This window comes from Paraburkholderia sp. GAS33, from assembly GCF_050436645.1.
Taxonomy (GTDB): domain Bacteria; phylum Pseudomonadota; class Gammaproteobacteria; order Burkholderiales; family Burkholderiaceae; genus Paraburkholderia; species Paraburkholderia phenazinium_B.
The window spans coordinates 317,905-344,401 of the sequence record NZ_JBNDMP010000009.1; the positions used below are offsets into that span (position 1 = coordinate 317,905).

At 62.3% G+C, this 26,497-nt stretch carries 21 protein-coding genes and 2 pseudogenes; 9 read left to right on the forward strand and 14 right to left on the reverse strand.

The genetic code is table 11. The features are described 5' to 3' along the window. Positions 1–275 precede the first annotated feature (275 nt). From P3T24_RS26495 to P3T24_RS26510, 4 genes and pseudogenes are all read right to left on the reverse strand, one after another. Positions 276–437: pseudogene (locus P3T24_RS26495) on the reverse strand (helix-turn-helix domain-containing protein); the annotation flags it as partial. 67 nt (positions 438–504) lie between these two features. Continuing rightward, a pseudogene (locus P3T24_RS26500) lies at positions 505–633 on the reverse strand (RHS repeat-associated core domain-containing protein); the annotation flags it as partial. Positions 634–673: 40 nt separating this feature from the next. Beyond that, positions 674–1,114: an Imm50 family immunity protein gene (locus P3T24_RS26505; RefSeq protein WP_429439313.1), complete on the reverse strand. Its 441-nt coding sequence runs from the start codon at positions 1,112–1,114 to the stop codon at positions 674–676. A 193-nt stretch (positions 1,115–1,307) separates the two neighbouring features. Then, positions 1,308–1,514, reverse strand: coding sequence for a hypothetical protein (locus P3T24_RS26510; protein WP_429439315.1), 207 nt, complete (start codon positions 1,512–1,514; stop codon positions 1,308–1,310). 340 nt (positions 1,515–1,854) lie between these two features. On the opposite strand from P3T24_RS26510, the gene glyQ reads away from it, so the two are divergent. The 5 genes from glyQ to P3T24_RS26535 are packed head-to-tail and all read left to right on the forward strand — an operon-like array spanning position 1,855 to position 7,322. Continuing rightward, a complete protein-coding gene (gene glyQ / locus P3T24_RS26515; protein WP_074263397.1) occupies positions 1,855–2,862 on the forward strand; it encodes a glycine--tRNA ligase subunit alpha in 1,008 nt (335 codons plus the stop codon). Positions 2,863–2,877: 15 nt separating this feature from the next. Beyond that, positions 2,878–4,983, forward strand: a complete 2,106-nt coding sequence (gene glyS, locus P3T24_RS26520) for a glycine--tRNA ligase subunit beta (protein WP_429439318.1) — start codon at positions 2,878–2,880, stop codon at positions 4,981–4,983. A gap of 57 nt (positions 4,984–5,040) precedes the next feature. Next, entirely contained in the window at positions 5,041–5,601 is a 561-nt protein-coding gene (gene gmhB / locus P3T24_RS26525; RefSeq protein ID WP_074263395.1) for a D-glycero-beta-D-manno-heptose 1,7-bisphosphate 7-phosphatase, read from the forward strand. Between the two features lie 39 nt (positions 5,602–5,640). Continuing rightward, positions 5,641–6,399 carry a lysophospholipid acyltransferase family protein gene (locus P3T24_RS26530; protein WP_429439320.1) on the forward strand — a complete coding sequence of 253 codons (759 nt, stop codon included), beginning with the start codon at positions 5,641–5,643 and terminating at the stop codon, positions 6,397–6,399. A gap of 59 nt (positions 6,400–6,458) precedes the next feature. Further along, on the forward strand, positions 6,459–7,322 hold the full coding sequence (locus P3T24_RS26535) for a M48 family metallopeptidase (protein WP_429407167.1): 864 nt from the start codon (positions 6,459–6,461) through the stop codon (positions 7,320–7,322). A 35-nt stretch (positions 7,323–7,357) separates the two neighbouring features. On the opposite strand, the gene P3T24_RS26540 is transcribed toward P3T24_RS26535, so the two are convergent. The 6 genes from P3T24_RS26540 to P3T24_RS26565 form a co-directional block, all read right to left on the reverse strand. Continuing rightward, positions 7,358–7,756 (reverse strand): hypothetical protein, encoded by a 399-nt coding sequence (locus P3T24_RS26540; protein ID WP_429439323.1) that lies wholly within the window; start codon positions 7,754–7,756, stop codon positions 7,358–7,360. 65 nt (positions 7,757–7,821) lie between these two features. Beyond that, positions 7,822–8,208: a lactoylglutathione lyase gene (gene gloA, locus P3T24_RS26545; protein WP_074263391.1), complete on the reverse strand. Its 387-nt coding sequence runs from the start codon at positions 8,206–8,208 to the stop codon at positions 7,822–7,824. A 124-nt stretch (positions 8,209–8,332) separates the two neighbouring features. After that, positions 8,333–10,015, reverse strand: coding sequence for a long-chain-fatty-acid--CoA ligase (locus P3T24_RS26550; protein WP_429439325.1), 1,683 nt, complete (start codon positions 10,013–10,015; stop codon positions 8,333–8,335). 41 nt (positions 10,016–10,056) lie between these two features. Further along, entirely contained in the window at positions 10,057–11,877 is a 1,821-nt protein-coding gene (locus P3T24_RS26555; protein WP_429439328.1) for an alkyl sulfatase dimerization domain-containing protein, read from the reverse strand. Positions 11,878–11,972: 95 nt separating this feature from the next. Next, positions 11,973–12,653, reverse strand: coding sequence for a TetR/AcrR family transcriptional regulator (locus P3T24_RS26560; RefSeq protein WP_429407161.1), 681 nt, complete (start codon positions 12,651–12,653; stop codon positions 11,973–11,975). A gap of 143 nt (positions 12,654–12,796) precedes the next feature. Further along, positions 12,797–13,771 carry a LysR family transcriptional regulator gene (locus P3T24_RS26565; protein WP_429439331.1) on the reverse strand — a complete coding sequence of 325 codons (975 nt, stop codon included), beginning with the start codon at positions 13,769–13,771 and terminating at the stop codon, positions 12,797–12,799. A gap of 228 nt (positions 13,772–13,999) precedes the next feature. Between P3T24_RS26565 and P3T24_RS26570 the strand changes: the two genes are divergently transcribed. Continuing rightward, positions 14,000–15,313, forward strand: a complete 1,314-nt coding sequence (locus tag P3T24_RS26570) for an MFS transporter (protein ID WP_429439334.1) — start codon at positions 14,000–14,002, stop codon at positions 15,311–15,313. A gap of 213 nt (positions 15,314–15,526) precedes the next feature. Then, the gene (locus P3T24_RS26575) at positions 15,527–18,598 is read left to right on the forward strand and encodes an autotransporter outer membrane beta-barrel domain-containing protein (protein WP_429439336.1); all 3,072 of its coding nucleotides are present in this window, start codon (positions 15,527–15,529) and stop codon (positions 18,596–18,598) included. A gap of 72 nt (positions 18,599–18,670) precedes the next feature. Here the strand turns inward: P3T24_RS26575 and rsmA are convergent, their stop codons facing one another. Genes rsmA through P3T24_RS26595 form a run of 4 tightly spaced genes read right to left on the reverse strand, consistent with a single transcriptional unit; the run spans position 18,671 to position 24,412 of the window. Continuing rightward, positions 18,671–19,507, reverse strand: coding sequence for a 16S rRNA (adenine(1518)-N(6)/adenine(1519)-N(6))-dimethyltransferase RsmA (gene rsmA, locus P3T24_RS26580; protein ID WP_074263387.1), 837 nt, complete (start codon positions 19,505–19,507; stop codon positions 18,671–18,673). A gap of 33 nt (positions 19,508–19,540) precedes the next feature. Then, entirely contained in the window at positions 19,541–20,575 is a 1,035-nt protein-coding gene (pdxA, locus tag P3T24_RS26585) for a 4-hydroxythreonine-4-phosphate dehydrogenase PdxA (RefSeq protein WP_429439339.1), read from the reverse strand. A gap of 5 nt (positions 20,576–20,580) precedes the next feature. Next, complete coding sequence (locus P3T24_RS26590) at positions 20,581–22,023, reverse strand: peptidylprolyl isomerase (RefSeq protein ID WP_429439342.1); 1,443 nt, start codon at positions 22,021–22,023, stop codon at positions 20,581–20,583. A gap of 22 nt (positions 22,024–22,045) precedes the next feature. Then, positions 22,046–24,412 (reverse strand): LPS-assembly protein LptD, encoded by a 2,367-nt coding sequence (locus P3T24_RS26595; protein WP_429439343.1) that lies wholly within the window; start codon positions 24,410–24,412, stop codon positions 22,046–22,048. Positions 24,413–24,639: 227 nt separating this feature from the next. Between P3T24_RS26595 and P3T24_RS26600 the strand changes: the two genes are divergently transcribed. After that, complete coding sequence (locus P3T24_RS26600) at positions 24,640–25,698, forward strand: aminoglycoside phosphotransferase family protein (RefSeq protein ID WP_429439346.1); 1,059 nt, start codon at positions 24,640–24,642, stop codon at positions 25,696–25,698. Between the two features lie 12 nt (positions 25,699–25,710). Further along, positions 25,711–26,451: an N-acetylmuramate alpha-1-phosphate uridylyltransferase MurU gene (murU, locus tag P3T24_RS26605; RefSeq protein ID WP_429439348.1), complete on the forward strand. Its 741-nt coding sequence runs from the start codon at positions 25,711–25,713 to the stop codon at positions 26,449–26,451. Positions 26,452–26,497: the final 46 nt, after the last annotated feature.

Here is a 26,497-nt window from a genome sequence, read left to right on the forward strand (position 1 = left end):
TGGCGCTCTGGTTTAAAGGGCGCCATTTTTTTGCCTGGATACGGTCGGAGTTTTGGCCAAGCACAAGGGGTGAATTTACACGACCTCATAAATCACACCATTAATTAGTAATGCTATATTAATGACTGCTCTGTCGCGTGTCATGCTGCGTTGACTGCGGAAAGGGATGATCGAGGCGACTGCTTGCTTCCGCAACCCGGTTACGGAGAAACCTGGTTGCGGCTAGACAAAGCGCCGCAAATTTGCGGCCCTTTGTTACTTACACTCCCAAGAGATCAACCGAAAATCTCAAGCCCGTTCTTTTGCACAAGCTGGAGCATACGCGCTGCGATTCCGCTTAGATTCTTATCGCCTTGCTCCCATTTCCGCACAGTGGACACGGCGGTATTGAGATAAATCGCGAACACGCTCTGACTGACATTCACATCCTTGCGGAGGATGAACGATAAAGCCACCCCGCGGCCCACCCGTAATGGGCATGAGTTTAGACTCGCCAAACGGGTCCGCGAACTGCACCGGGTTCCCACCCACATAAGCATACGCGTTCGTCTGACCACTCGCCCAGCCAATCGGATCCTCACTGATAAACCTGCCGGTCGCCGGACTGTAATACCGACCCCGGTAGTAATGCATCGGTAATGCAATGTTCCTAGCCAGTTTGCCGGGACGGATGCTACGTCGTAGCCGAAACAACGGGTGCCCGATATGGCGCTATACGAGTAATCTCGGCAGATACGCACGCAAGAAAAATACTTACACCGCTATTGGGATCAAGTTCGAAGAGAAGGAGGTTGTCGTCTGTCCTCGTGAAACAAACGTCGCATACCCAGTTATCTTGAACGAAGGCATCCATCGATATGTCGGCAATTTTTATGTCGAAGAGAGTCAGCGTGACCGTGCAGTCTGGTCCCCGTGCGATCCAGTTTGGGTCATCTTGCCCCCAGTGACGCAACTCGATCGTAAGATCGACGGCTCCGGTGGCACGTTTTCCATGCTCCATCTTGATAGACAGAACATGCGCATCGTGGAAGGCAGGCCAGTAGCCGAATACATTCTTCAACAAGATAGAGTTGCCTACCTCGCCCCACCCAAAGTCAATAGCTTCGCTCGTCATGTAGCCCCATTCGCCGACGGAGTTAGCGCACTCCATTTCACCAGGAATTGCGATCGGTCGCGGCAACGTTGTCACGACCGATCACAAAATTCAACCCCACCTCACTAATCCGGTAGCAAATCTTAAGGGATCGGACAAAGTGGCGGCCTTTCGTCCCGGTCAAAATTCGGACCCGCGTTATGACCGTGCGGCATCATCCCACCATGAGAATGGCTACCGTGATATTGCCCGCCGCGTCGTAATCGTAGTACGCCGTATTTCCTGAGACCGTCACGGATACCAGACGACCCAACGCGTCGTAGCCGTACGTAATGTCATCGGCATGGGATAGCGAAGAAAACAGCAGCACGCACGCCACAATGCAACCGCCGGCCAGACCCCGACTGATGCCTGATTTCACGCAACCCAATGACCCAGACGCAGTCCACCCGCGGGTACCGCCAGTAGTCTTCAATATCTCACCTCAAAGAAAAAGTAAGGTTTTCTAAATGTTTTAGAAAGATATCGAATGCCGATTTGGCTTGCTATCAGGCCGTTCTGAGATTGCGTAGGAGAGTCCGCACATCAACGCCGGTCAGCCCTCGCCTCTCGCAGCAATCACTGCCGCCCCCGGACGCCCACCCCCAAAAACCCTCACCCCCCGCCCTTTCCGTTAAAATCTACCGTTTAGCACTTTGCTCCACGGCCGCCTCGCGCGCCCCGGCGCCAGCGGCGCGGCCTCCATGCCCGAAAGGCACTTCATGCTCACGTTTCAGCAAATCATCCTGACGCTGCAATCCTACTGGGACAAGCAGGGTTGCGCGCTGCTCCAGCCGATCGATATGGAAGTCGGCGCGGGCACCTCCCACGTCCACACGTTCCTGCGCGCGGTCGGCCCGGAACCGTGGCGCGCGGCCTACGTGCAGCCGTCGCGCCGTCCGAAGGACGGCCGCTACGGCGAGAACCCGAACCGTCTGCAGCACTACTATCAGTACCAGGTGGTGTTGAAGCCGGCGCCGGAAAATATCCTCGATCTGTACCTCGGCTCGCTCGAAGCGCTCGGTTTCGATCTGAAGCAGAACGACGTGCGCTTCGTGGAAGACGACTGGGAAAACCCGACGCTCGGCGCGTGGGGTCTCGGCTGGGAAGTCTGGCTGAACGGCATGGAAGTCACCCAGTTCACCTACTTCCAGCAAGTGGGCGGTCTGGACTGCAAGCCGGTCCTCGGCGAAATCACCTACGGGCTCGAACGCCTTGCCATGTATCTGCAGAAGGTCGAGAACGTCTACGACCTGGTGTGGACCGAGTGGGAAGAGCAAGGCCCGAACGGCCCGGAGATGCGGCGCCTCTCCTACGGCGACGTGTATCACCAGAACGAAGTCGAGCAGTCCACCTACAACTTCGAATACGCGAACACCGATCTCCTGTTCACGTTCTTCAACAGCTACGAGGCGGAAGCGAAGCGCATGATGGAAGTGCCGCTCGCACTGCCGGCGTACGAACTCGTGCTGAAGGCCGGCCACACGTTCAACCTGCTCGACGCGCGCGGCGCGATCTCGGTGACCGAGCGGGCGGCGTATATCGGCCGCATTCGTAACCTGTCGCGCCAGGTGGCGCAGGCTTATTACGAATCGCGCGAGAAGCTCGGCTTCCCGATGCTCGGCAATCCGGTGCACGGTGTGCCCGGCCTCACGACTGACGAACAGGACGCCGCGATGCCCGCCTGGGCGCCGCCGCTCAAAGTCGAACGCAAGATCGACGCGGACTGACGAGAATACCAACAGATGACTCATCCCCAACACGCCACCCTCCTCGTCGAACTGCTGACTGAGGAATTGCCGCCCAAGGCGCTCGCGCGTCTCGGTGACGCCTTCGCCGAAGGGATCGCTCAACGCCTCGCCGCGCGCGACCTGATCGAAGGCGAACTGTCGTTCGAACGCTATGCCACGCCGCGCCGTCTCGCCGTCACGATCAGGAATGTTCGCGACGTTGCGCCGGAAAAGCACGTGAGGGAAAAAGTGCTGCCGGTGTCTGTTGCGCTCGATAAAGACGGCCAGCCGACCGCGCCGCTCGCCAAGAAACTCGCCGCGCTAGGCTTCGCCGATTTCTCGGTGAGCGATCTCGAGCGTGCATCGGACGGCAAGGCCGAAGCGTTCTTCCTGCGCTATACCGCCCCCGGCGCGACGCTCGCCGAAGGCCTGCAAGCTGCATTGGATGAAACGCTGACCGTCTCGAAGCTGCCGATTCCCAAAGTGATGACATACCAGCGTCCGGACGGCACCAACATCCAGTTCGTGCGCCCCGCGCAGCGGCTCACCGCCCTGCACGGCGAACAGGTCGTGCCGGTTACAGCACTCGGCATCGACTCCGACGACACCACGCTCGGCCATCGCTTCCTGTCCGAAGGCTTCGTGCAGATCCAGCACGCCGACACGTACGCCGAGACGCTGCGTCACAAGGGCCACGTGGTCGCGAGCTTCGCGGATCGCAAGGAAACCATCCGCACGCACCTGCTCGCACAAGCCGAGGGAGATCAGGTCGTGATGCCTGAAGCGTTGCTCGACGAAGTGACCTCGCTGGTCGAATGGCCGGTGGTGTACACCTGCCGTTTCGAGGACGAGTTCCTGCAAGTGCCGCAGGAATGTCTGATCCTGACCATGCAGACGAACCAGAAATACTTCGCGCTGACCGATGCCAACGGCAAGCTGCGCTCGCGCTTCCTGATTGTTTCGAACATCGAAACCGCGACGCCGGGCGACATCATCGAAGGCAATGAGCGCGTGGTACGTCCGCGTCTGGCCGATGCGAAGTTCTTCTTCGAGCAGGACAAGAAGAAACCGCTCGCCGACCGTGTGCCGCTGCTCGCCAACGTCGTGTATCACAACAAGCTCGGCTCAGCGCTGCAACGCGTCGAACGCGTCGAAGCGCTGGCTGGTGCAATCGCCACATTGATCGGTGCGGATGTCGCGCTCGCCAGGCGTGCCGCCTTGCTCGCCAAGGCCGACCTGATCACTGACATGGTCGGCGAATTCCCCGAGCTGCAAGGCACGATGGGAACGTACTACGCGCGCCACGACGGCGAGCCGGAAGAAGTCGCGCTGGCCTGCTCGGAACACTATCAGCCGCGCTTCTCCGGCGACGCGTTGCCGGCCACGGCAACCGGCACGGTCGTCGCGCTGGCAGACAAGCTCGAAACGCTGGTAGGCATCTGGGGCATCGGTCTGCAACCGACCGGCGAGAAAGACCCGTTCGCACTGCGCCGTCATGCGCTCGGCGTGCTGCGGATCCTCGTCGAAAAGCAGTTGCCGATCGACCTCGTCGAACTGCTGCGCACCACCTACGCGCAGTTCGCCGCCGTGCCGAACGTCGCCGATTCGACCCAGGCCATCTACGATTTCTGCATGGACCGTCTGCGCGGCCTGCTGCGCGAGCGTGGCTACTCCGCCGGTGAAATCGACGCCGTGCTGGCGCTGAACCCGACGCGCCTCGATGACATCGTCGCGCGTCTCGATGCAGTGCGCGAGTTCTCTGCTCTCAACGAAGCAGCGTCGCTCGCCGCGGCAAACAAGCGTATTTCGAATATCCTGAAGAAGTCGGACGGCGCGCCGGCGGGCGGTGTGCAAGTTAATCTGCTGCAGGAAGCGGCGGAAAAAGCCTTGTACGCGCAGCTCGAACAAGTGGCGCCGCGCGTCCAGTCGCAACTGGCGGCACATGATTACACGGGTGCGCTGACAGCGCTTGCTGCGTTGCGCGAACCGGTCGACACTTTCTTCAACGACGTGATGGTCAACGCTGAAGACCCAGCGTTGCGGGCTAACCGTCTGGCCTTGCTCGGCGCACTGCATCAGCAGATGAATTGCGTCGCTGACATTTCCAGACTCGCAGCCTGATCGCCGGACAATCGCTGAACAACCGACAAACAAGCTGCGCAACCAGGCGCCCGCGCTATGCCGACCAACCCTAAAAAAGTCGTTGTCCTCGACCGCGATGGCGTGATCAACGTCGATTCGGACGCGTTCATCAAGTCGCCGGACGAGTGGGTCGCGCTGCCCGGCAGTCTCGAAGCGATTGCCCGGCTCAACCAGGCCGGTTATCGCGTCGCGATCGCAACGAACCAGTCAGGCATCGGGCGCGGGCTGTTCGACATGAACGCGCTCAACGCGATGCATCTGAAAATGCACCGCATGGCAGCAGCGGTCGGCGGACGCATCGACGCAGTATTCTTCTGCCCGCACACGGCAGGGGACCACTGCGAGTGCCGTAAGCCGAAGCCCGGCATGCTGAAGACGATCGCCGAACGGTTCGAAGCCGATCCCAAGGTAACGCCAGTCGTCGGCGATTCGTTGCGCGACCTGCAGGCGGGCGCCGCACTCGGTTTCCAGACGCATCTGGTGCTGACCGGCAAGGGACGCCAGACGCTCGACGCGGGCGGCCTTCCCGAAGGCACCAAGGTTCATGACGATCTGCGCGCCTTCGCGCTAGACTTTCTTGCCACAGAACAAGCCTGACGCGAACCGAGCGCGTCCCTAATACTGACTCCCCCGCCGATGCGCTTCCTCCGTTCTCTGCTGCTGCTGATCTTCCTCGTGGTCTACACGATCCCGTACGCGATTGCCTGCTTCATCGCGTTCCCGTTCATGCGCGCCGAGCGCCGCTACTGGATGGCGGCCGGCTGGTGCAGCTCGACGCTCGCTGTGGTGCGCCGCCTGAACGGCATCGACTACCGCATCGAAGGCTTCGAGAATCTGCCTGACGGTCCGGCCGTGCTGCTATCGAAGCATCAGTCTGCATGGGAGACCGTGGCGTTCCCGGCATTGATGCCGCGTCCGCTGTGCTACGTCTTCAAACGCGAGCTTCTCTATGTACCGTTTTTTGGGTGGGCGCTCGGCCTGCTGAAGATGGTGCATATCAACCGCAAGGACGGCAAATACGCGTTCGAGTCGGTCATCAAGCAGGGCAAGACGCGCATGGACGAAGGCGCGTGGGTCATCATGTTTCCGGAGGGCACACGCACGCGCACCGGAACGCAAGGCAAATACAAAACCGGCGGTGCACGTTTCGCGGTGGCGACCGGTGCGCCGGTCGTGCCGATTGCTCACAACGCCGGACGTGTGTGGCCACGCAACTCGTTTCTCAAATATGCGGGTATAGTCACAGTGTCGATCGGCAAACCGATCGACACGAAGGGGCTCACGCCCGATGAAGTGAACACGCGCGTCGAAACGTGGATCGAAGCTGAGATGCGTCGCATCGATCCCGCCGCGTACGGTGCTGCGGACAGCACTTCCGCCGCCGCACAATTCTGACGCGCCCACGCCCTCGAAGGCGTATTTGCGCCGGGGCGTATTGCCCGAAGCCGAAACCGATGCAGAAGTCTCCTACGCCGCAGCCCGCTGCGGCGCTCGATAGCCGGCAACTCGATCTGCCGCTCTTTGCAGAGCCGGCCCTCCCGCCGTCCACGCCGCCTTCGTCGCAGAAGCCGGACACGCCGCGCGCGCCCGACGGCACGAAACTGCGCAGCCTGACACTGGGCGCGCAGACGCTTCATTACCAGCTCAAACGCTCATCGCGACGCTCGATCGGTTTTGCAATCGACAGCAGCGGTCTGATGATCACCGCACCACGTTGGGTCACGCTGGCCGACATCGAAACCGCCATCACCGAAAAGCAGCGCTGGATTTTCTCGAAGCTGATCGAATGGCAAACCCGTGTCGAGCAGCGCGCGCTGCCGCAGGTCGACTGGAAAGACGGCGCCCAGGTGCCGTATCTGGGTCAGCCGGTGCGCGTGATGCTCGGTGCGCCGCAGGGCACGCTCGCCTTCGATGCGACACAGGCGGCGCTTGCGCTGCCACTGCCGTTGCAGGCCGACCCGCAGCAGATCAAGGACCGCGTGCAAGGCTGGCTGCAAGGCGAAGCCAAGCGCCTGTTCGGCGAGCGGCTCGCGATCTACGCAGAAAAGCTGGGGGTAAATTATCGCGCCTACGCACTTTCGTCAGCGGCGACGCGTTGGGGCAGCTGTTCGAGCGACGGCAAGATCCGCCTCAACTGGCGGCTGATTCACTTCCCGTTGTCGATCATCGACTACGTGGTAGCACACGAACTCGCCCATTTGCGTGAGATGAACCACAGCCCGCGCTTCTGGGAGACGGTGGAATCGATTTTCCCGGAGTTCCGCGAAGCGCGGCAGACGCTCAAGCATCATCCACCCGAGTTGTTGCCGACGCTTTAAAGGTGATGCGACCTCGCTGTCCACAAGGCGCTCACTCACTCCGCGCAGAACGTTTCCTGCAGATGCCGCCACTGCACCTTGCCGTGCGCGTCGATTTCCAGCACCGCCGTCGAGCGCCGCACGTTGCGGTTGTGCTCGCCGTCGGACTGCCGTTCGATGTACGTCACCACTGCGCCGGATGGATACCGGGCGATGAACGCACTTTCCGTAATCTCGATTGCGAAGTTCGGCCGCTGTCCAGCATGCTCCTCGAAAATCTCGCGCAGTGTCGGCCAGTCCAGCGTCGCACCGTTCGGCAAAATCATCGAAAATTGCGGAGAGAAGTGCGCCATCAAGTGGTCCAGCGCACCGGGCCCGGCTGTGCCGGCGTACCAGGCCTGAACCTCGGCGTTCACAGCCTGGATCTCATCAAAGAAGGGATTCGAGTCGCTCATCGTTCCTATCTGTGGTAGCCACCGGTTCGCGCAATTCACTCCGCTGCGCGCGGCTCACGCAAAGCTTATTTCTTCTTCTGAATGAACTCGATCTTGTAGCCGTCCGGATCGGTCACGAACGCGATCACGGTCGTGCCGTGTTTCATCGGACCCGCTTCGCGCACCACCGTGCCGCCTTGTGCCTTGATCTTGTCGCAGGCTGCGTATGCGTCATCGACCTCGACTGCGAGGTGACCGAACGCGTCGCCCAGGTCATACGATTCCGTGTCCCAGTTGTGGGTGAGTTCGATGGCGGTGGCAACGCTCTCATCCTCATAGCCGACGAACGCCAGCGTGAACTTGCCCTCCGGATAATCGTGGCGGCGCAGCAATTTCATGCCGAGCAATTCGGTGTAGAACTTGATCGAACGGTCCAGATTGCCCACGCGGAGCATGGTGTGAAGAAGGCGCATCGTGTACTCCTGTTGCTTGATGTCGAGGACGTAAATGTACCCGGAATCGCGCGATGCTGCTGAGAGCGGCGCAGTGTGGCGGCGTGCCTTGTGCTGCTTCGCCACGACCCCGGCCGCAGTGCTTTTACCCCTTCTTTTGAGCCTCATCACGCAAGGCCCGGCGCAGGATCTTGCCGACATTTGTCTTCGGCAGTTCGGTCCGAAACTCGATGATCTTGGGCCGCTTGTAGCCGGTTAGCTGCTCCTTGCAGAAACTGAAAATGTCCGTTTCGCTGAGCGAGGGATCGCGCTTGACGACAAACAGCTTGACCGCCTCGCCGGTGTGCTCGTCCGGCACGCCTACCGCGACGACTTCGAACACACCCGGGTGCTTCGCCACGACGTCCTCGATCTCGTTCGGATAGACATTAAACCCCGACACCAGAATCATGTCCTTCTTGCGATCGACGATCTTCACGAAACCGGCTTCGTTCATCAGCCCGACGTCACCCGATTTGAAGAAGCCATCCGCCGTCATCGCGCGCGCTGTTTCGTCAGGCCGGTTCCAGTAGCCGGCCATCACCTGCGGACCGCGAATGCAGATTTCACCGGGCTGGCCGAGCGGCACTTCGTTGCCGGCGTCGTCGCGGATCGACACCTCGGTCGACGGCAGCGGCAAGCCGACCGTGCCGTTAAACGCGGTCGCGGTGGGCGGATTGGTAGTTGCGCACGGCGAGGTTTCGGACAAGCCATATCCTTCGACGATAGGCACGCCCGTCGCTGCCTGCCAGCGTTGCGCGACTGCTTGCTGCACGGCCATACCACCGCCTGTGGACTGCACGAGCTTCGAGAAATCGAGCGTTGAGAATGCCGGGTCGTTGAGCAGCGCGTTATACATCGTGTTTACGCCGGGAAACGAATTGATCGCGTAGCCGCGCAACGTCTCGATCATGCCGGAGATGTCGCGTGGATTCGGTATCAGGATGCCCATGCCGCCGCAGCGCATCGTCAACAACGCGCAGATGGTGAGGCCGAAGATGTGATACAGCGGCAACGCGACAACGGTGATGTACTGGCCGATGTCGGTGCGATCGCGGTAGATCGGTTCACGCCACACCTCGGACTGCACCACGTTCGCCACCAGATTGCGGTGCAGTAGCGTCGCGCCCTTCGACACGCCCGTCGTGCCGCCGGTGTATTGCAGGACCGCTACCTCGTCCGCCACGATCTGCACGGGTGTGAAACCCGACTCCGTGCCGTGAGCGATTGCGTCGCTCAGGCTGACTCGGGAGTGCGACTGAGAATGCAAGCGCGTCGCGTCGTCATCGGCACCTGGTTCGCCTGCGACAGACAGCGATGCTCCCATCATCTCCGCAACCGAGGTCACGACTACGTGCCGCACCGCAGTGTGTGCCTGCACGGCCTGCAACGTGGCGGCAAACGTATCGAGAATCACGATCGCCTCCGCTCCACTATCGTTCAACTGATATTCGAGCTCACGCGCCGTATAAAGCGGATTCACGTTAACAACGACACAGCCGGCACGCAGAATCGCCGCCATCGTCACGGGATACTGCAACAGGTTCGGCAACATCACGGCGATCCGTGTGCCGCGCGCAAGCCCCTGCGCCTGAAACCAGGCGGCAAGGTGGCGCGATTGCCGGTCCAGTTCCGCGTAGGTCAGCTTGCGTCCCATGCAGATAAACGCGCAGGCATCCGCATACTCGCGAAAGCTGCGTTCGAGCAGATCCGCCACGGAACCGTATTGCGTGGCGTCGATCTCCGCCGGCACGCCAGGCGGATATGACTTCAGCCAGATCTTTTCCATCTCCCAGATTCCTCCTTGTGCCCACTTCGCCGCGCTGGCGGCTAGCGGCCGGCGAGCGCCGGCATACGCCGCGCCGGCTGATCGAAGCTATTGAAGAATGCGCTCAATTGCTCGCGCGTGCCATGCTCGAGCGCAACCGTTCCGCTTTCCAGTCCAGCCGGCAAGCGTGTGGCGATATCGCGAAGCAGGTCATACAAGGTCTTCGTATCGAGCGCGAGCTGCAACTGGACCGCTGCAGGTGCCTGCTCATGCACCTGCAAGATGCCGCGCCGCAACTCCAGCGCGTAGCTCTCCTTGCGATCGGTCATTCGGAATACGAGCGTGACGTGCAGGTCGGCACAGCGGGCGGGATCGATGCAGACACTCAAACGCTGGAATACATTGCGTAGCGGTTGTGCCCGCAACACGTCACTCGAGGCAAGGCTCGCGCTGCCGGCAAATGGCAACGCCTCATACGCACGCTCCAGTTCACGCGCTGCGCTCAGATACCAGTTGCGCCAGTTGGTGTTCACCGTGAGGTAGCCCAGTTCACGCAAGGCCGTAGCCTTGATGCTGCGGGCATCGGCGTCGTCCACGTCGAGGCGGACCAGCAGCGTCACCAGTTCCGCGGCCCAGCGCCAGTCTCTGTCGCCGAGCGCAATTCGCGCGGCGGCGCGCACCTGCTCTGCACCGCCCATCATCGCGATCATGCGGCGCGTGCGCTCGCTGCGCGGCAACGGGTCGAGGGAAGCCGGATCGCCGTCGAACCAGCCTAGTTGCCCCGAGTAAACCTGGCGCACCGAATGTTTGACCGTGCCGTAGTACTCGCCGAGCCATGCATGCCGCGCAAGATGCGGTGGCAACGCAGGAATCGCTTCGGCAAGTTCATCGGGCGTCATGCCGAAGTTCATGTGACGAATCGTCTGATCGTGGATGAACTGGATCGCGTCGCGATACACGGTCAATACATCGTCGACGGCTGCCGTGCCCGAAACCGGACGACCATGCGCCGGCACCATGTGCGCAGCGCCGAAACTGCGCATCATGTCGATGGTCTGATACCAGCGCACGGGGTCACGGTAGCGTGTGCCGCGCAACGTATGCACGTTTGCCAGACACTCGCCCTGGATCACTTCAGCAGAGAGCAGCACGCCGAGTTCGGGCAGCCACATCACGATTTCATCGTCCGCTTCCGACGGCGCATAGCGAAACTCGAAACGCACGCCGGCCAGCACGATGTCGAGCCGCTCGTCGAAGACGCGCGTCGGTGCGAAGAAGCTTGCCGGTTCGGCGATCAGCACCGGACCGATCCCCGCGTTGACCTTGCCGGTCGCGCCAGCGGGCAGCAGCGTGCCAAAGCTGTAAGCTGAACGCGTGGCGAGAATCGGCGCCACCAGATTCGCGTTGTTGATCACCGTGTCCATCAGCGTGCGATGCGCGATGATTTCCACTCGCCCCGCTTCGAGTGCCGCTTCGTCGACAAACGCGCGAACGCCACCGGTATGGTCCGTGTGGTTGTGGGTGTAGACGACGGCCTTCACGGGCAGCGTAGCGTGCCGCGGATCGATTGCGCAAAAGTCTTCGTAGATGCGCTTCGCCGCCGATACCGCTTCGGTTGCATCGACCACTACGATCCCATCGTCGCCTACCACGAAGATGATATTGGCAATCGCGTAACCGACCGCGCAATACACCCGCTCGGCCACCCGATAAATGCGCTGGGCCATGCGGCGCGAGTGTTCCGTGAGGCGCGGCGGTACGGTGGGCGCTGCAATTGCGAAGGCCAGGTTGACGCCCGCATCGAAAGCAACGTCGAGCGGATCGCCGACATGCGGCGCATCAAAGGCAGGATTGCGAACCATCTCGGGGCAACATTGGGTCATACAGTGTCTCCTTGGATAAAAGCTGGCTACGCGAGGCAATTGCCAGCCCCATCAATCAGAACCGGAATTCTTGTTCCGTTTTTAGGGTAAAAAAATCAGCTGTCCGGCAGCGTGAGACAGCGGCGAAACGCCGTCTGCAGATACGGACGCAGCCGCCGGCTCGCGAGCGAGAGCGGCCCTGGATCGTTCAGGATGCTGTTGACCAGCAGACCGTTGATCATCTGCAGCGACGCGCGCACCTCGAAGTCGAGTTCGGCCGCGTCGGCCACCGGCGCGCCGCGTGCCGCGAGCAGCGCATCGACGAGGTGCGGCACGAGCAACGCCAGCACTTCGCGATTGGCCTCCTTGGCCGCATCCCAACTGGGCTTGAGCTGTGAGGAGCGCAACAGCGAAGCGTGGTACAGGCCACGATTGCGTCGGAACACCATGACGTAAAACGCCACCACGGCATCGGCAATCGCGCTCGCGTCGCTGGAGCGCCATACGGGCTCACGCTCGAGCATGTCGCGCACGTAAGCGAGACCTTCGGCCATCACCTGGTCCTGCACGACTTCGAAGAAGGCATCCTTGTTGTCGAAACGGCGATAGAACGCGCCGATCGACGTACCTGCACGATCGACGATATCGTTGATGGACAGACTGTCGAGGTTGCCGCTCGCCTCGATCAACTCGCGCCCGGCTTGCAGCATTTTCACGAGGCCGAGCTGGCTGCGGCTCTGGCGCGGCGCCGCGATAGCGGAGGAAGATTTGCGCTTGTGCGCAGGCGTGCTTGTCATGCGGCTTTCAACTTCGTATTGAGGCGTGGAACGCGAGATGCCCGGCAAGCGGCGTCAGAAAGACGCTGGCAAACCGGCCGACTCGACAAACCGGAATCCGGATTCCGAATCGTGGTGGATGGACCAGGCTTTGTCAACCAGCCTCAGGGTAAATCCTGAGCTAGCGGCTGTGCGGGATGCAGCAGTTCATGCGCGGCTCGATTGGCCTCGACCATGATCTGTTCGGTCAGCACCAGCGCCGAGCTTGCAGCAGGCGACGGCGTGCGTTCCGCAAGGGAAACAAGCGCGAACTCGAGACTCAGGCGCGGTGGGCTAGTCAGCGCGATGCGCGCGAGCCACCCTGCTTCGAGATCGCGTCGCACCGCCGCCCCAGTGGCGAACAACACCGCATCCGTCTGCGCGACGACGTTCTTGAGCACGGCAACGTCGTTGCATTCCACCTGCAGAGGAATATGCTCATGCGCCCGATACTTCAGCAGCCGGTGCAGCGCGTCCTTCATAAACGCGGGCACGGTCACCGACACCAGTGGAAACTCGCGCAACGCAACCATCGGTACGGGTCCGCCTTGCAGCAGCGGATGTCCTGGCCGCACGAACCAGCCACCTTCGTGACGCGGCAAGCGATGCAGGGCGATGTCCGGCGTCGCGGGCAGCACGCGGCGATCCATGACGAGAAAGTCGACCTGCTCGGCGCGCAGTTTGGCGAGTAGCGCTTCGCCGTCACCATCGCCCAATTCAATCGAAACCTTGATCTTCGGAAAGCGCCGCGAGAATTCGACCAGCAGATCGGGCAGCAGCACGACGGCTGCGTAAGGGCCAAGACCGATATGCACCTCGCCCAGTTCATGAGCCTTGAGTAACTCGACGTCGCGAAAGAGACAGCGCGTCTCGAACAGCACGCGGCGCGCACGCTCGACGAGCAACCGGCCAGCCGCCGTCATCGCGACACCGCGTGCGGCCCGGTCGAACAGTTTCATGCCCAGCTCATCTTCGAGCGCCTGAATGCTGCGGCTCAATGCGGGCTGGCTCAGATGCACGCGCTCCGCCGCGCGCGCGAAACTGCCTTCTTCCGCGAGTGCGATCAGGTGAGTCAGCCGGCGGGAGTTGATCTCATGCATGTTTTGCAAGTTTCCGATAAGCAGATTGCACTTGAATAATTCTCTTATACCACCTCAAATGGGCAAAATTCCGCGGCTGCCAGCAGACTGGCCATCCGGACGGCAACAGGACCGCTCAGGTCACACGCGTCGTACAGAACATCTTGGAGACAGGGTTTGCCCATCTCGCCGCGCCCCGCGTTGTCCATCAGCGGCGGCCGGTCGACGGCACACCCTCAGGAGTATTGAATGCTCGAAGCACATAGTTCCACCTTGACCGACGCGCCTGCGGTCGCGGCACCGGTAGATCGCGCCACGGGCCGGCGCTGGCTCATCGTCGGATCGCTGTTCCTGTTCATGCTGATCAACTTCGCCGACAAGGCTGTGCTCGGTCTGGTGGCGATCCCGATGATGCACGACATGGGACTGTCGCACGAGCAGTTCGGCCTCGTCGGCAGTGCGTTCTTTTTGCTGTTTTCGCTCTCAGGCATCGCGATTGGCCTCATCGCCGATCGTGTCAGCATGAAATGGCTGCTGGCTGCGCTCGCACTGACGTGGGCTTGCGCGCAGTTGCCGCTTGCCTGGCCAAGTAGTTTCGCAGTCCTGCTGCTGTGCCGTGTCCTGCTGGGCGCGGGTGAAGGCCCGGCATCGCCGCTCGCGCTGCACGTCGTCTATACGTGGTTCGACGATCGCGAACGCAGCCTGCCCACCACGATTGTTCAACAAGGTGCAACGGCCGGCGTGATTGTTGCGGGACCGCTTCTCACCTATATCTCGCAACGCTGGCACTGGCATGCCACTTTCCTCACGCTCGGGATAGTAGGCGCCGCTTGGACTGTGCTTTGGCTTTGTGTCGGCAAGACGGGCAATCAGCATTCGCGCCGCGCGCGGCCCATCGCAACGGCAAAGAATGTGCAGACGCGCGTCCCCTGGCGGACGCTGCTTTCAGATCACACGGTGATTGGCGTGATGCTGCAATGCTTCGTTGCCTACGCGGTGGTCGCGATCGGCTTCACGTGGGTGCCGGCGTATCTGCGCCTCGGGTTGGGCTTCCCGGCCACCCAGGCGGGATGGCTGTTCGCAGCGCAGGTGGCGGTGCAGATTCCGGTTGGGATCGCGCTGGCGATTTACTCGCATCGCCTGCTCAAGCGCGGCGTGCCAACGCGGCGTGCGCGTGGCACGCTGATCAGCTCAGCCTGCGTGATAAGCGGTATCGCGTACGGCGTACTCTTCCTGGACGTGCCGCCGTTCGTCAAGGTTGCGGTGATGGGGCTGGCCAGTGCGCTCGCTATCCAGAATTTCACGTTCGGCCCGATGCTGATCGCCGAGGTCGCTCCAGACGCTCAGCGTGGTGGCTTGCTCGCGATCACCACCTCGATCACCACTACCGCCGGGCTGATTGGCCCGGTCGCAATGGGCAGACTGCTGGGCGCAGCCGGCGATGCGCATGGCTATGAGATCGGTTTCGTCATCAACGGTGCGCTGTTGCTGGCCGTTGGCGCAGCCGGCTTCGCGCTGCTCGATCCGCAGCGCTCGCGTCGCCGCCTGCAGATCCAGTCCTGATGGCGTACGGCAGGTCGCGCTCACGCCTGCCTCTCACCTCACCTTTAGGCCACACCATTCGCCGCACTCGCACATTGCGTCGCAGCGGCGCGTTGAGTATTCTGTGACACACAACGTGCGGAATCCTATCGAAAGCTCGGGGCCCAACGAGGTGATCGAGCGACGAAGCAATCCCCATGGGCATCGACGCTGTCCGCCCTGGGAGGAGGATTTATGCGTCGAGCGTATCCGCCGTTGGTGCCGAGCCGGACTTTTGAGGCAATCTCTTCAGCGCTGGGGGTGCTGGTCCTGCTAAGGCTGCAGCCAGCGCTCGCGGCCTGTGACAACTCCACGCCAGCAACTGGGCAAACCGTCACGTGCAGCGGCACGACCTCGCCCAATCCCACCACCACGCCGGTCGCGGCGACAAGCGGTAGCACGAACGTAACAGTCAACGTTGCAGCGGGCGCGGAACTCGACGTAAGCGGGGACAACGGCATCCTTGTGTACAGCCACAGCACGGTCACGAACCTCGGCACTATCCGGGTGACAGGCGATACCTTCGACGGCATCTCGGCACAAGGTACGGGCGCCGGTCAAAACGTGCTGACCAACCGCGGCTTGATCGTGACAACCGGCACCGAATCGGAAGGCATGTTCAACGGCGTTGCCGCCGTGACGATGCTCAACGACACGGGGGGCGTCATCCAGACGAGCGGCGGCGACGCGGACGCGATGCACGACTACGCCAGCCCAGGTGGCGGCACCCTGACCAACAACGGCCAGCTTTCCACCAGCGGGAGCGGCTCCGCTGGTATGGCCGCGGAAACGAACAACGACACACTCGTCAACAACGGCACGATCACGACGACAGGGGACGGCGCGCCTGGCATGTACACCAACGGCAACGCGGTCAGCGGGCCAGGCAACAACATCATCACGAACGCCGGCACGATCAGCGCATCGGGTGCGGACTCGGACGGCATCGTCTCGAACGACAGTTCGCCGGGCGTCATCACCAACAAGGGTTCGATAACCGTAAGCGGCTCAAACAGCCTCGGCGCCTTTATCTCAGGCAGCGTCACGTTCAATAATGAAGCCAACGCAAGCATCGTCAGCAAGCAGGGCAACGGCATCGATGCGAATGGTGGCGGCACGTTCAACAACGCCGGTACCATCTCCGCGCAGTTCGTCACGCTCTCGTTTGTCGGCGCGGGCGCGACCATCAACAACACCGGCACGCTTGAGTCCGCCACTACCGAGGTCATCGCGGCCACTGGCGCGATCGACATGACGATCAACAATACCGGCACCATCGCGGGCGGCAACGGCCGCGCGATCTACACCGATACCGGCAACGACACGCTCAACTGGAGCGCAGGCACGATCACAGGATTTATCCGGCTCGGCACGGGTCACGATACCGCGACGCTCACGGGCCTGACCGACACCAATCTCAACGGTGTGCCACTGCTTGCAGGCGGCAACGTCTCGAGTGTTCTCAACTTCGACGACACTCAGGCGAGCGGACTGAGCCGCTTCACGAACTGGTCGGCCATCAACGCCACGAACGGCAGCCAGCTCACGCTCGACAACAACGGACTGACGCTCGGCAACAGCGGCACGCAGACAGGCACGCTCGCCATCGATTCGACCAGCACCCTGTTCGCGGGCGGCCTGGGTGATCCTGCGATTACGCCTGCGGTGAGTGGGCAACTCGTCACCGTCAACAACGCTGGAACGATCGACCTCACCAACGGCGGCACCAGCACGAGCGATGCGCTGGTGGTCAACGGCAACTACGTGGGGCTCAACGGCAAGCTTCTGTTGCAGAGCGTGCTCAACGGCGACGGCTCTCCCAGCGACAAGCTGGTGATCGTGCAAGGCACCGGGTCGGGAAAGACGACGCTGGGGATTACGAACGTCGGCGGTGTCGGCGCGGCGACGCTCACGAACGGCATTCTGGTCGTGCAGGCGACGAACGGCGCGACGACCGCAGCAGGCGCGTTCACCTTGCCAAAGCCGCTGCTGGCTGGCGCTTATACCTATTACCTGTTCAAAGGCGGGGTAAGCGCCGGGACAGCCGACAACTGGTATCTGCGTTCGAGTCTCGCGGCGGCTCCGACGCCGACGCCGACGCCGACGCCTACACCTACACCTACACCTACACCTACACCTACACCTACACCTACACCTACACCTACACCTACACCTACACCTACACCTACACCTACACCAACGCCCACACCGACACCTACGCCCACCCCATCGCAGACCCTGCAGGGTCCCCAGGCGGCCTCCGGCACGCCTCCCCTACCCGCTCCTCCACCAGCGGGCTCAGCGGCCACACCGCTCTACCGGATGGAGGTGCCGGTCTACGCAGAGGTCCCCGAACTTGCGCGCGAACTCGGCATCGATCAGGTCGGCACGTTCCACGACCGCGAGGGCGCGCAATCGCTGTTGACCGAAACCGGCGCCGTGCCCGCCTCATGGACACGCGTCTGGGGCGAACATGCCACGCTGAGCAACGGCGGCGCGGTCAATCCGGAATTCAGCGGCACGATAGGCGGCATCCAGGTCGGCCAGGATCTCTACGCCAGCGCGACGCCCGGCGGTCAGCGCGACCACTATGGCCTGATCCTCGGTTTTGCACGCGCAGAAGGCGACGTGAGCGGCCTCGCCCTCGGCTTTCCGAATCTGGCTGCGGGACGCCTGTCGATCGACGCCTACAGCGCCGGCGGCTACTGGACCCACATCTGCCCTGGCGGCTGGTACACCGACGCGGTTCTGATGGGCAGTTCGCTAACCATCAGCCCTATGTCCTACGACAATATCGGCGCCACCACGCATGGCTATGCCGAGGACGCATCGTTCGAGGCCGGACTGCCGATTCCGCTGCCAGCCCATTTGAGCATCGAGCCACAAGCCCAGCTGATCTGGCAGCACACCTCAATAGACGATCTCAACGACGGCATCTCGAGCGTATCGTTTCATTCCGCGAACGGTCTGATCGGCCGGCTGGGGATTCGGCTAGAAGGCAAGTTTGAAGGTGGTGGGGCAATCTGGGAGCCGTACTTGCGCGCCAATCTGTGGCGCTACTTCAACGGCACCGACGAGGTGAGCTTCGCGGGCAGCACCGTGATCCCGACCAGCGTGCCGGCGACCGCAGCCGAGTTCGGCCTGGGCATCGCCGCGCATTTGAGCGCGCGTGGCAGCGTGTATGCCGCGGCAGGCTATACGACCAACGTGAACGGCGCGCACCGGAGCGTCGTGGAAGGCAATGTGGGGGTGCGCTGGAGCTGGTAAAGCTTGATAGGACTACTGCACCCGGATATCGCAACGCTGCTGGTTCTCGCAGGCATCGCGCTCGTCAAAGCGTCAACGGGACGCCGCCACGATCTGCGCAACCTGCACATACTCGGCGACCGACACATCCTCGGCACGCCGCTGCAGATCGAAGCCGAGCGCCTCGAAATCCACCGTGTCGCGATACGCGCCCAGCGTATTGCGCAGCATCTTGCGACGTTGCGAGAACGCGGCGGTTACGACCTCGCCGAGCACGCGTTCGTCGACCTTCGGCAATTCGTGTGGCTCGAACGGAATCATCCGCACGATCGCCGAATCGACCTTGGGCGGCGGCTGGAAGGCTTCGGGTGGCACATCGAGCTGTTTGTCGATCACGTAGCGGTACTGCAGCATCACCGAGAGGCGGCTGAATGCCTTGTTACCCGGCTCCGCCACCATCCGCTCGACCACTTCGTTCTGCAACATGAAGTGCTGATCGATCACGCAATGCGCGAACGAAGTCAGGTGGAACAGCAGCGGGCTCGAAATGTTGTACGGCAGGTTGCCGACGATGCGCAGCGTCGGTTTGCTCTCGGGCACGCCCGGCCCCACGGGCAACGCCAGCGAACCGAAGTCGAAGTCGAGCGCATCGCCCGAGTGCAGTTCGAGCAGATCGCCAAACTTCTTCTTTAGCCGCACGATCAGATCGCGATCGAGTTCGACCGCATGCAACGGCGCCTCCGGCGTGGCGAGGCGTTCGATCAGCGGCTCGGTGAGCGCGCCCAGACCCGGTCCGATTTCGACCATGCGCTCGCCGCGTTGCGGCCGGATCACGTCGACGATCGAATCGATCACACCCGTGTCGACCAGAAAGTTCTGTCCGAAACGCTTGCGCGCGAAATGGCCCTGGTGCTGTCTGCTGGTGGACATCGAATGACGCTACAAAAAGGTACGGAAAAAAAATCAGGCGGCGCGACGGTGGCGCGCCATCGAGACTGCAGTGTCGATGGCGGCAATCAGACTACCCGCATCCGCGCGGCCGGTGCCTGCGAGGTCGAGCGCCGTGCCGTGATCGACGGACGTGCGGATGATCGGCAGCCCGAGCGTGACATTGATGCCTTCGCCGAAGGTCGCGTACTTCAGAACTGGCAGACCCTGATCGTGGAACATCGCGAGCACGCAATCGGCTTCGGTCAGGTAACGCGGCTGGAATAGCGTATCGGCCGGATAGGGGCCGCGGGCATCGATGCCTTCGTCGTTCGCCAGCTTCAGGGCCGGCGCGATTACATCGATTTCCTCGTGCCCCAGATAACCGTTTTCGCCCGCATGCGGGTTCAGGCCGGTCACGAGAATACGTGGCGCCGGCAGGCCGAAATGGTGACGCAGGTCGTGGTCGATGATCCGCAGCGTGCCAAGGATACTGTCGACCGTCAGTGCCGCCGAGACATCTTTCAGCGGCAGATGAGTCGTAGCCAGCGCAACGCGCAGCGGCCGCGGGCCGGTGCCGGCCAGCATCATCACCACGTGCGGCGTGTGGGTGCGCTCGGCCAGATATTCGGTGTGGCCGGTGAACGGCACACCGGCGTCGTTGATGGTGCTCTTTTGCAGCGGTGCGGTGACGATCGCGTCGAACTGGCCGCTCACCGCGCCGTCGATCGCGCTATCCAGCAGGTTCAGCACGTAACGGCCATTCGCGGCGTTAAGCTTGCCCGCCTGCGACGGCACGCCGAGCGGCTGATGCTGCACGCGGACCCGATGGTGACCAGCGTGACCCTGCCCATGACTGGGTCCCAATAACGCTGCCCAATCCACGCCAACTGCCTTGGCGCGCGCCGCGAGCAGGTCCGCGTCTCCAAGCACGGTGAACTGTGCATCGGGCCAATGGGCTGCCGCCCCCGCCAGCGCCTGCGCAGTCAGCTCGGGACCGACGCCGGCGGGTTCGCCGGTTGTGATCGCGATCTGCAGCGGGACGTGAGACGGTTGGGCAGCGCTCGTCATGATGCTTACTGCAGGTTCGGCTTGCCGATCTTCACATCGACATACGCCGTATCGCGCAATTCACGCAGCCAGTCCGCATAGGCTTGCTCTGCCTTGCGTTGACCGATGGCCTGGCGCGCCAGATCCATCTGCTGGGCAACCGAGCCTTCGGCGTCGCGGCGGCCCAGCACCTGAATCAGGTGATAGCCGTACTCGCTGCGCACCGGATCGCTGACCTGGCCGTCCTGCAAGCTGTTCATGGCACGCTCGAATTCCGGCACGGTTTCGCCCGGACTGATCCAGCCGAGGTCGCCGCCTTGCGCAGCCGAACCGTCCTGCGAATAGGTGCGGGCGAACTTGGCGAAGTCGCCGCCTTCCGAGATCTCACGCTTGATTTCGAGCAGCTTTTGACGGGCCTGCGGCTCCGACATGCCGTCGCCGACGCGCAGCAGGATGTGGCGCACATGCGTCTGCGTGAGGTGGGTCGAATCGGCGCTCGCTGCACCCTGGCTTGCGCGGCGCTCAACGAGGCGCATCACCTCGAAACCATCCGCGGTGCGGATCAGATCGGGGTTCACCTGGCCCGGACGCAGCGTCGCCGCCGCCTTCACGAACTCAGGCGGCAGTTGCGAGGTGGACTGGAAGCCCATGTCACCGCCCTTCGAAGCATCCGCTGCCTGCGAATTCGACTTGGCGAGCCTCTCGAACTTCGAGTCGCCGCTGGTCGCCTGCTGCAGGATCCCCTGGGCCTTCTGCTCGGCGGCGACGATGTCGGCCTCCGTCGCATTGGCCGGCACCTTGATCAGAATATGTTCGAGATGCAGATCGCTCGTCAGCCCGACGTTCGGTCCACGCTGGCTGGCAATGTAGTTCGCCACTTCGGCGTCCGACACCGTCACCTTGCTGTCCACTTCCTTTTCGCGCAGACGCGACAGGGTCAGTTCCGTGCGGGCGTCGTTCGTGAAGGTGGCCCAGGGCACGCCTTGCGCCTCGATCTTCGAGCGGTACACGTCGAGCGGCAGATTGTTGGCCGCCGCAAGCCGTTCGAGCGTCTTCTGCACCGCTGCGTCGTCGACGGTGATGCCGTCTTCCTTGGCGCGCTGCAACTGGATGCGCTCCAGCACCATCTGGTTCAACACCTGCTGACGCAACTGGTCGATCGGCGGAACCGGCGCGTTTTGCTGCTGCAGACGCCGTGCGATCAGGCCAAGGCGCTCATCGAGCTCGCGCTGCGTGATGACGCCGTCATTGACCACCGCGGCGATCGTATCGACCGTTTGGCCATTGCTGGAGGCCGCCTGCGTCGGCTGCCCGCCTGCGTTGGGTAGATCCTGCGCCTGTGCTGGCGCAACCGACAGGAAAGAGGCCACAAGGGCCAGACTGGCCGCAAGCGATGGCAAGCGAAGCGTTTTCATGATTCCCACAGATACTCCAATGATGTCGGGCGCGCCCCGCCCGTCTTTGCGCATTTTATAGACGATCAAACGACCGTCAGTCGTAGTTGGTAAAACGCGCCTCCGGCGCCGGAGGCGGCGGCAGCGGCGTATAGCCCGGCACGGCCCCGCGGAACGCGGCAATCAAGCCGTTGTCCACACTCGACAGACCCTTGAACGTGATTTGCGCAAGGAAACGCGTTCCCTGCTCCGGTAGCCCAAGGGTGTTGACCCCGTCTGCATAACGCTGAATCCCGACGCCCAGCACCCAGCAGTCCGCATCGTACTGCAGGCCAACCAGGCTATCGACGATCGCCCGTCCCTGCAGATCGTAGTTCAGGCGCGCCACACTATACACGTGGTGCGTGAGCGGCCACTGTGCCGAAATGGTGATCTGGCTGACCGGCGTGTAATCCAGCGTCGTATCGGCACGCGTGTAACGATAGGCGACGTTAAGCACCTTGCCCGATTCCGGACTGAATCCGAAGCCGACACTGGCCTGCGTCAGCTGGTTATTGTCGGCATTATATTGGACCGCGGTTTCCGACGCGAAACCGCCCCCAATCTTCAACGACATGCCGGCAATCAGGTCCGAATGGGTCGCCTGCGCCGGTGTCTGCGTTTGCAGCAGCGTGACGCGCTGGTCCTGGAAGTAATACTGTTGTGCGAGCACGAAGCGCGCACGTTCGTCACCCGTCGCCGCGTCGATGAAACGCGTGGTAAGGGCTGCGGTCAGCCGGTTCGCGTCGGCGATCCGGTCGTCGCCGACGAACGTATTCGGCGTGAAGATTTCCGCGAGCCCGAAATCCGCGTCGGCCGTATCGAACAGCGGCGCGAAGGTCTGGTTGTGATACGGCGTGTACACGTAGTACAGGCGCGGCTCGAGGGTCTGGATGTAATCCTGGCCGAACAGCCGCACTGAGCGCTCGAAAATCAGCCCCGTGTCGAACGAAAAGGTCGGAACCGACTCGGTGAAATCCTTCGGCTGTCCGACCGGCGCACCCGTCCCGATGTTGCTCAGGTTGTACGACGCGAAGTGGTACTGCACCTTCGGCGTAACGAAGTAGCCAGGACCCACGACCGAGTACGACAGGTACGGGTCGAAGGTGATCCGGTCGCCTTCGGTCGAATCCGCCGTGGTGATGCGAAACCGCGAGAAATCGCCGGTCGCGCCGTAATCGAAACCGCCGACGTTGTACTGGTTGTACTTGACGTTCAGTTCCGGCTCACGTCCGTATGGCGCCACCGAAGGCGTGATCGTCTGCCAGTTCTGCTCGCGCGCCAGCACCGACCACGGGCCGTTGTTGTACGTCAGCCCCGCTTCCTGCTGGTAGAGCAGCTGCGTGCCGTTGAGAATATTGCTGGAGGTCGAGCCAAGGTCTTCCGGAAAGGAATTATCCGAAACCTTGTTGTAATAAACGTAGCCGCCGAAGCCGTTACCGAAGTTCTGGTTGTGCTGGAGGAACAGCGCCCAACGGTTCGTCCTCGTGATGTTGTCGTCGGGCAGATACGTGCCGGTGATCGAGCCCGAGTAATCCGGCGAAAGATAGCGGAAGGTCGCATTCTGCTCCAGACCGCGCTTCGAGATGTAGTTCGGCGAAATCAGCAGATCGCGGTTCGGCGCGATATTGAAGTAATACGGTATGTTCAGCTCGAAGCCGTTACTCGAACTGAGCGAAAAAGTGGGCGGCAACAGGCCGCTGCGCCGGTCGCCCGAGAGCGGGAACGACAGCCACGGCGAGCCGAAGATCGGTATGCCCTGGAAAAACAGCACGCCGTTGTGTGCCACGCCTTCGTCGGCGCCGGTGTCGAAGTCGAACTCGCTGCCGCGGATGTACCACGCCGGATTGCTCTCACACTGACACGCCGTGTAGGTGCCCTGGGTGAACACCGAACGCTCGTTGTCGAGCATGTCGACACGCGCCGCGCTACCCGAGCCGCCCGTGATGTTGAAGTGATACTTCGGCGAGGGCATGTAGCCTTCGCTCGAATCAACCTGCATATGCGCTTCCGGCCCAACGAAGGTGGCGCCGTTGTTGATCACGACCACCTTGCCATAGCCGTCGGCCATGTCGGTATCCTGATCGTAGTGCAGCGCGTCGCCCTTGATCGTGAAGGTGGGACGGCGCACTTCGGCGGAACCCTTGGCCGCCAGATCCTGATCCGTCGTGCCGCTCTGGTAGTCGCCGAGCACGAAGGTGGCCGCTCTCTGGTCCGGCTTCAACGGATGCTCTTCGAGCTGGGGGGCTAGCCTCATGCCCCAGGGCGCGTCGATAGGCTGCGGCTGCGCGGCGTCGCCCGACAACTGGGCGTGCGAAAGCGCGGGCATCAGGCCCGGCACGGCAATCAACGCCGCGACGAGCCGCCTTCTGCGGGGCACGCCGCCACGAGAGGGGGTCGTTTGGGAAAGCTGTCTTGGCGGCATGTATCGTTTGGCGAATTGGCCCGACCGCCCGCTCCTGCAACCACGATCCTCCGCCTGAGCAGCCTGACCGTGATGGTCGGCGACCCATCAATCAAAATTTACAACCGGTCGAACGATGAGGCGGGCGGTGAAGCGGGGCGAGCGAAAGCTGGCGTGCGTCGTGTCAAAAAAGTCGTGGGGTATTATATGGCAAGACGTTGCCCCCCTGAATTTGCCTTCCGGTTTTCATGACGCTGCCCTCCGATTCCACTTCTCCCGACGCCCGCCTGCAACTGCTCACCGCCTGGCTGGAGAGTCACGCGAACCGTTATGCACTCGACCTTGCAACGCTGGTACCCGCTTCCAGCGATGCAAGTTTTCGCCGCTATTTCCGCCTGAAGGGTAAGAATCTGAAAGACGCGGCAAGCACCACGCTGATCGCCGTCGACGCCCCGCCGCCGGAAAAGTGCCGCGAATTTGTGCAGGTGGCGCAACTGCTGAGCGCGGCCGGCGTGAATGTGCCGCAGGTGCTGGAGGTCGATTTCGAGGCCGGCTTCATGCTCGTCACCGATCTGGGCACCACCTCCTACCTCAGCGCACTGACGCCGGACAACGCAAAGGGGCTGATGCGCGATGCGCTCGACGCGCTGATCCGCTGGCAACTGGCATCGAAGCCGGGTGTGCTGCCGCCGTTCGACGAAGCGTTCCTGCGCCGCGAGATGGAGTTGCTGCCGGAGTGGTTCATCGGCCGCCATCTCGGCCGCGAAGTCGACGAGAAGACCCGCGGGCTGCTCGACCGCACGTTTGCGCTGCTGATCGCCAGTGCCCAGGCACAGCCGCAGGTTTTCATGCTGCGCGATTACATGCCGCGCAACCTGATGGTGATGCCGGAGCCGAACCCGCTGAACCCCGGCGTGCTCGACTTCCAGGACGCGGTCTATGGGCCGATTACCTATGACGTCGCCTCGCTGCTGCGCGATGCCTTCCTGAGCTGGGACGAGGAGTTCGAGCTCGATTGCTTCGTGTACTACTGGGAGCGCGCGAAAAAAGCCGGCCTGCCGGTCGATGCCGATTTCGGCGAGTTCTACCGTCAACTCGAATGGATGGGCCTGCAGCGGCACATCAAGGTGCTGGGCCTGTTCTGCCGGATCAACTACCGGGACCACAAACCGCACTACATGAAGGACCTGCCGCGCTTTATCGGTTACGGGCGCAAGGTCGCCGGGCGCTACCGTCCACTTGCACCTTTTGCGAAGCTGCTTGATGAGCTCGAAGGCCGTGCAGCCGAAGTCGGCTATACCTTCTGAGCTTTCCGAACAATGACGATGTCTCTCACCAAAGCGATGATCTTCGCCGCCGGGCGCGGCGAACGGATGCGTCCATTGACGGACCACACCCCGAAGCCGCTGCTCGAAGCAGGCGGCAAACCGCTGATCGTCTGGCAGATCGAGCGGCTCGCGCAAGCCGGGTTCCGGACCATTGTGATCAATCATGCATGGCTCGGCGAGCGTTTTGAAGCGGCACTTGGCGACGGGTCGCGCTGGGGGGTGGAGCTGCGCTATTCAGCCGAGCAGGAAGCGCTGGAGACGGCCGGCGGGATTGCGCAGGCGTTACCGCTGCTGGAAGACGCTCCGGCAGCCGACGGCGCGCCCGGCGAGATCTTTGTCGGCGTGGCCGGTGATGTCTATGCCGACTTCGATTACGCATCGCTGCGTGCACACGCTACGCGGCTCGCCGCGCAGGCGGAGCCGGGCATGCATCTGGTGATGGTGCCGAACCCGCCGTTTCATCCTGCGGGCGATTTCGGCCTGGTCGACGGTGTGGTGTTGCCCGATGAGGAGCCGCGTCTCACGTTCGGCAGCATCGCGTTGTACGACACGCGTATGTTCCGTGCGCTGCCGCGCGGCACGCGGCGTCCGCTGACGCCGTACTACTTCGAAACGGTTGCGCGCGGCCTCGCGAGCGGCGAAGTGTATGAGGGACTGTGGGATAACGTCGGGACGGTCGCGCAGTTGCAGGCGCTTGATGACCGGCTAAGGCAGGCTGCGGCACAATCGTAACGGCCTGCTTGACCATGGCCAGGCATCAATTGCTTCGGCCACGCAT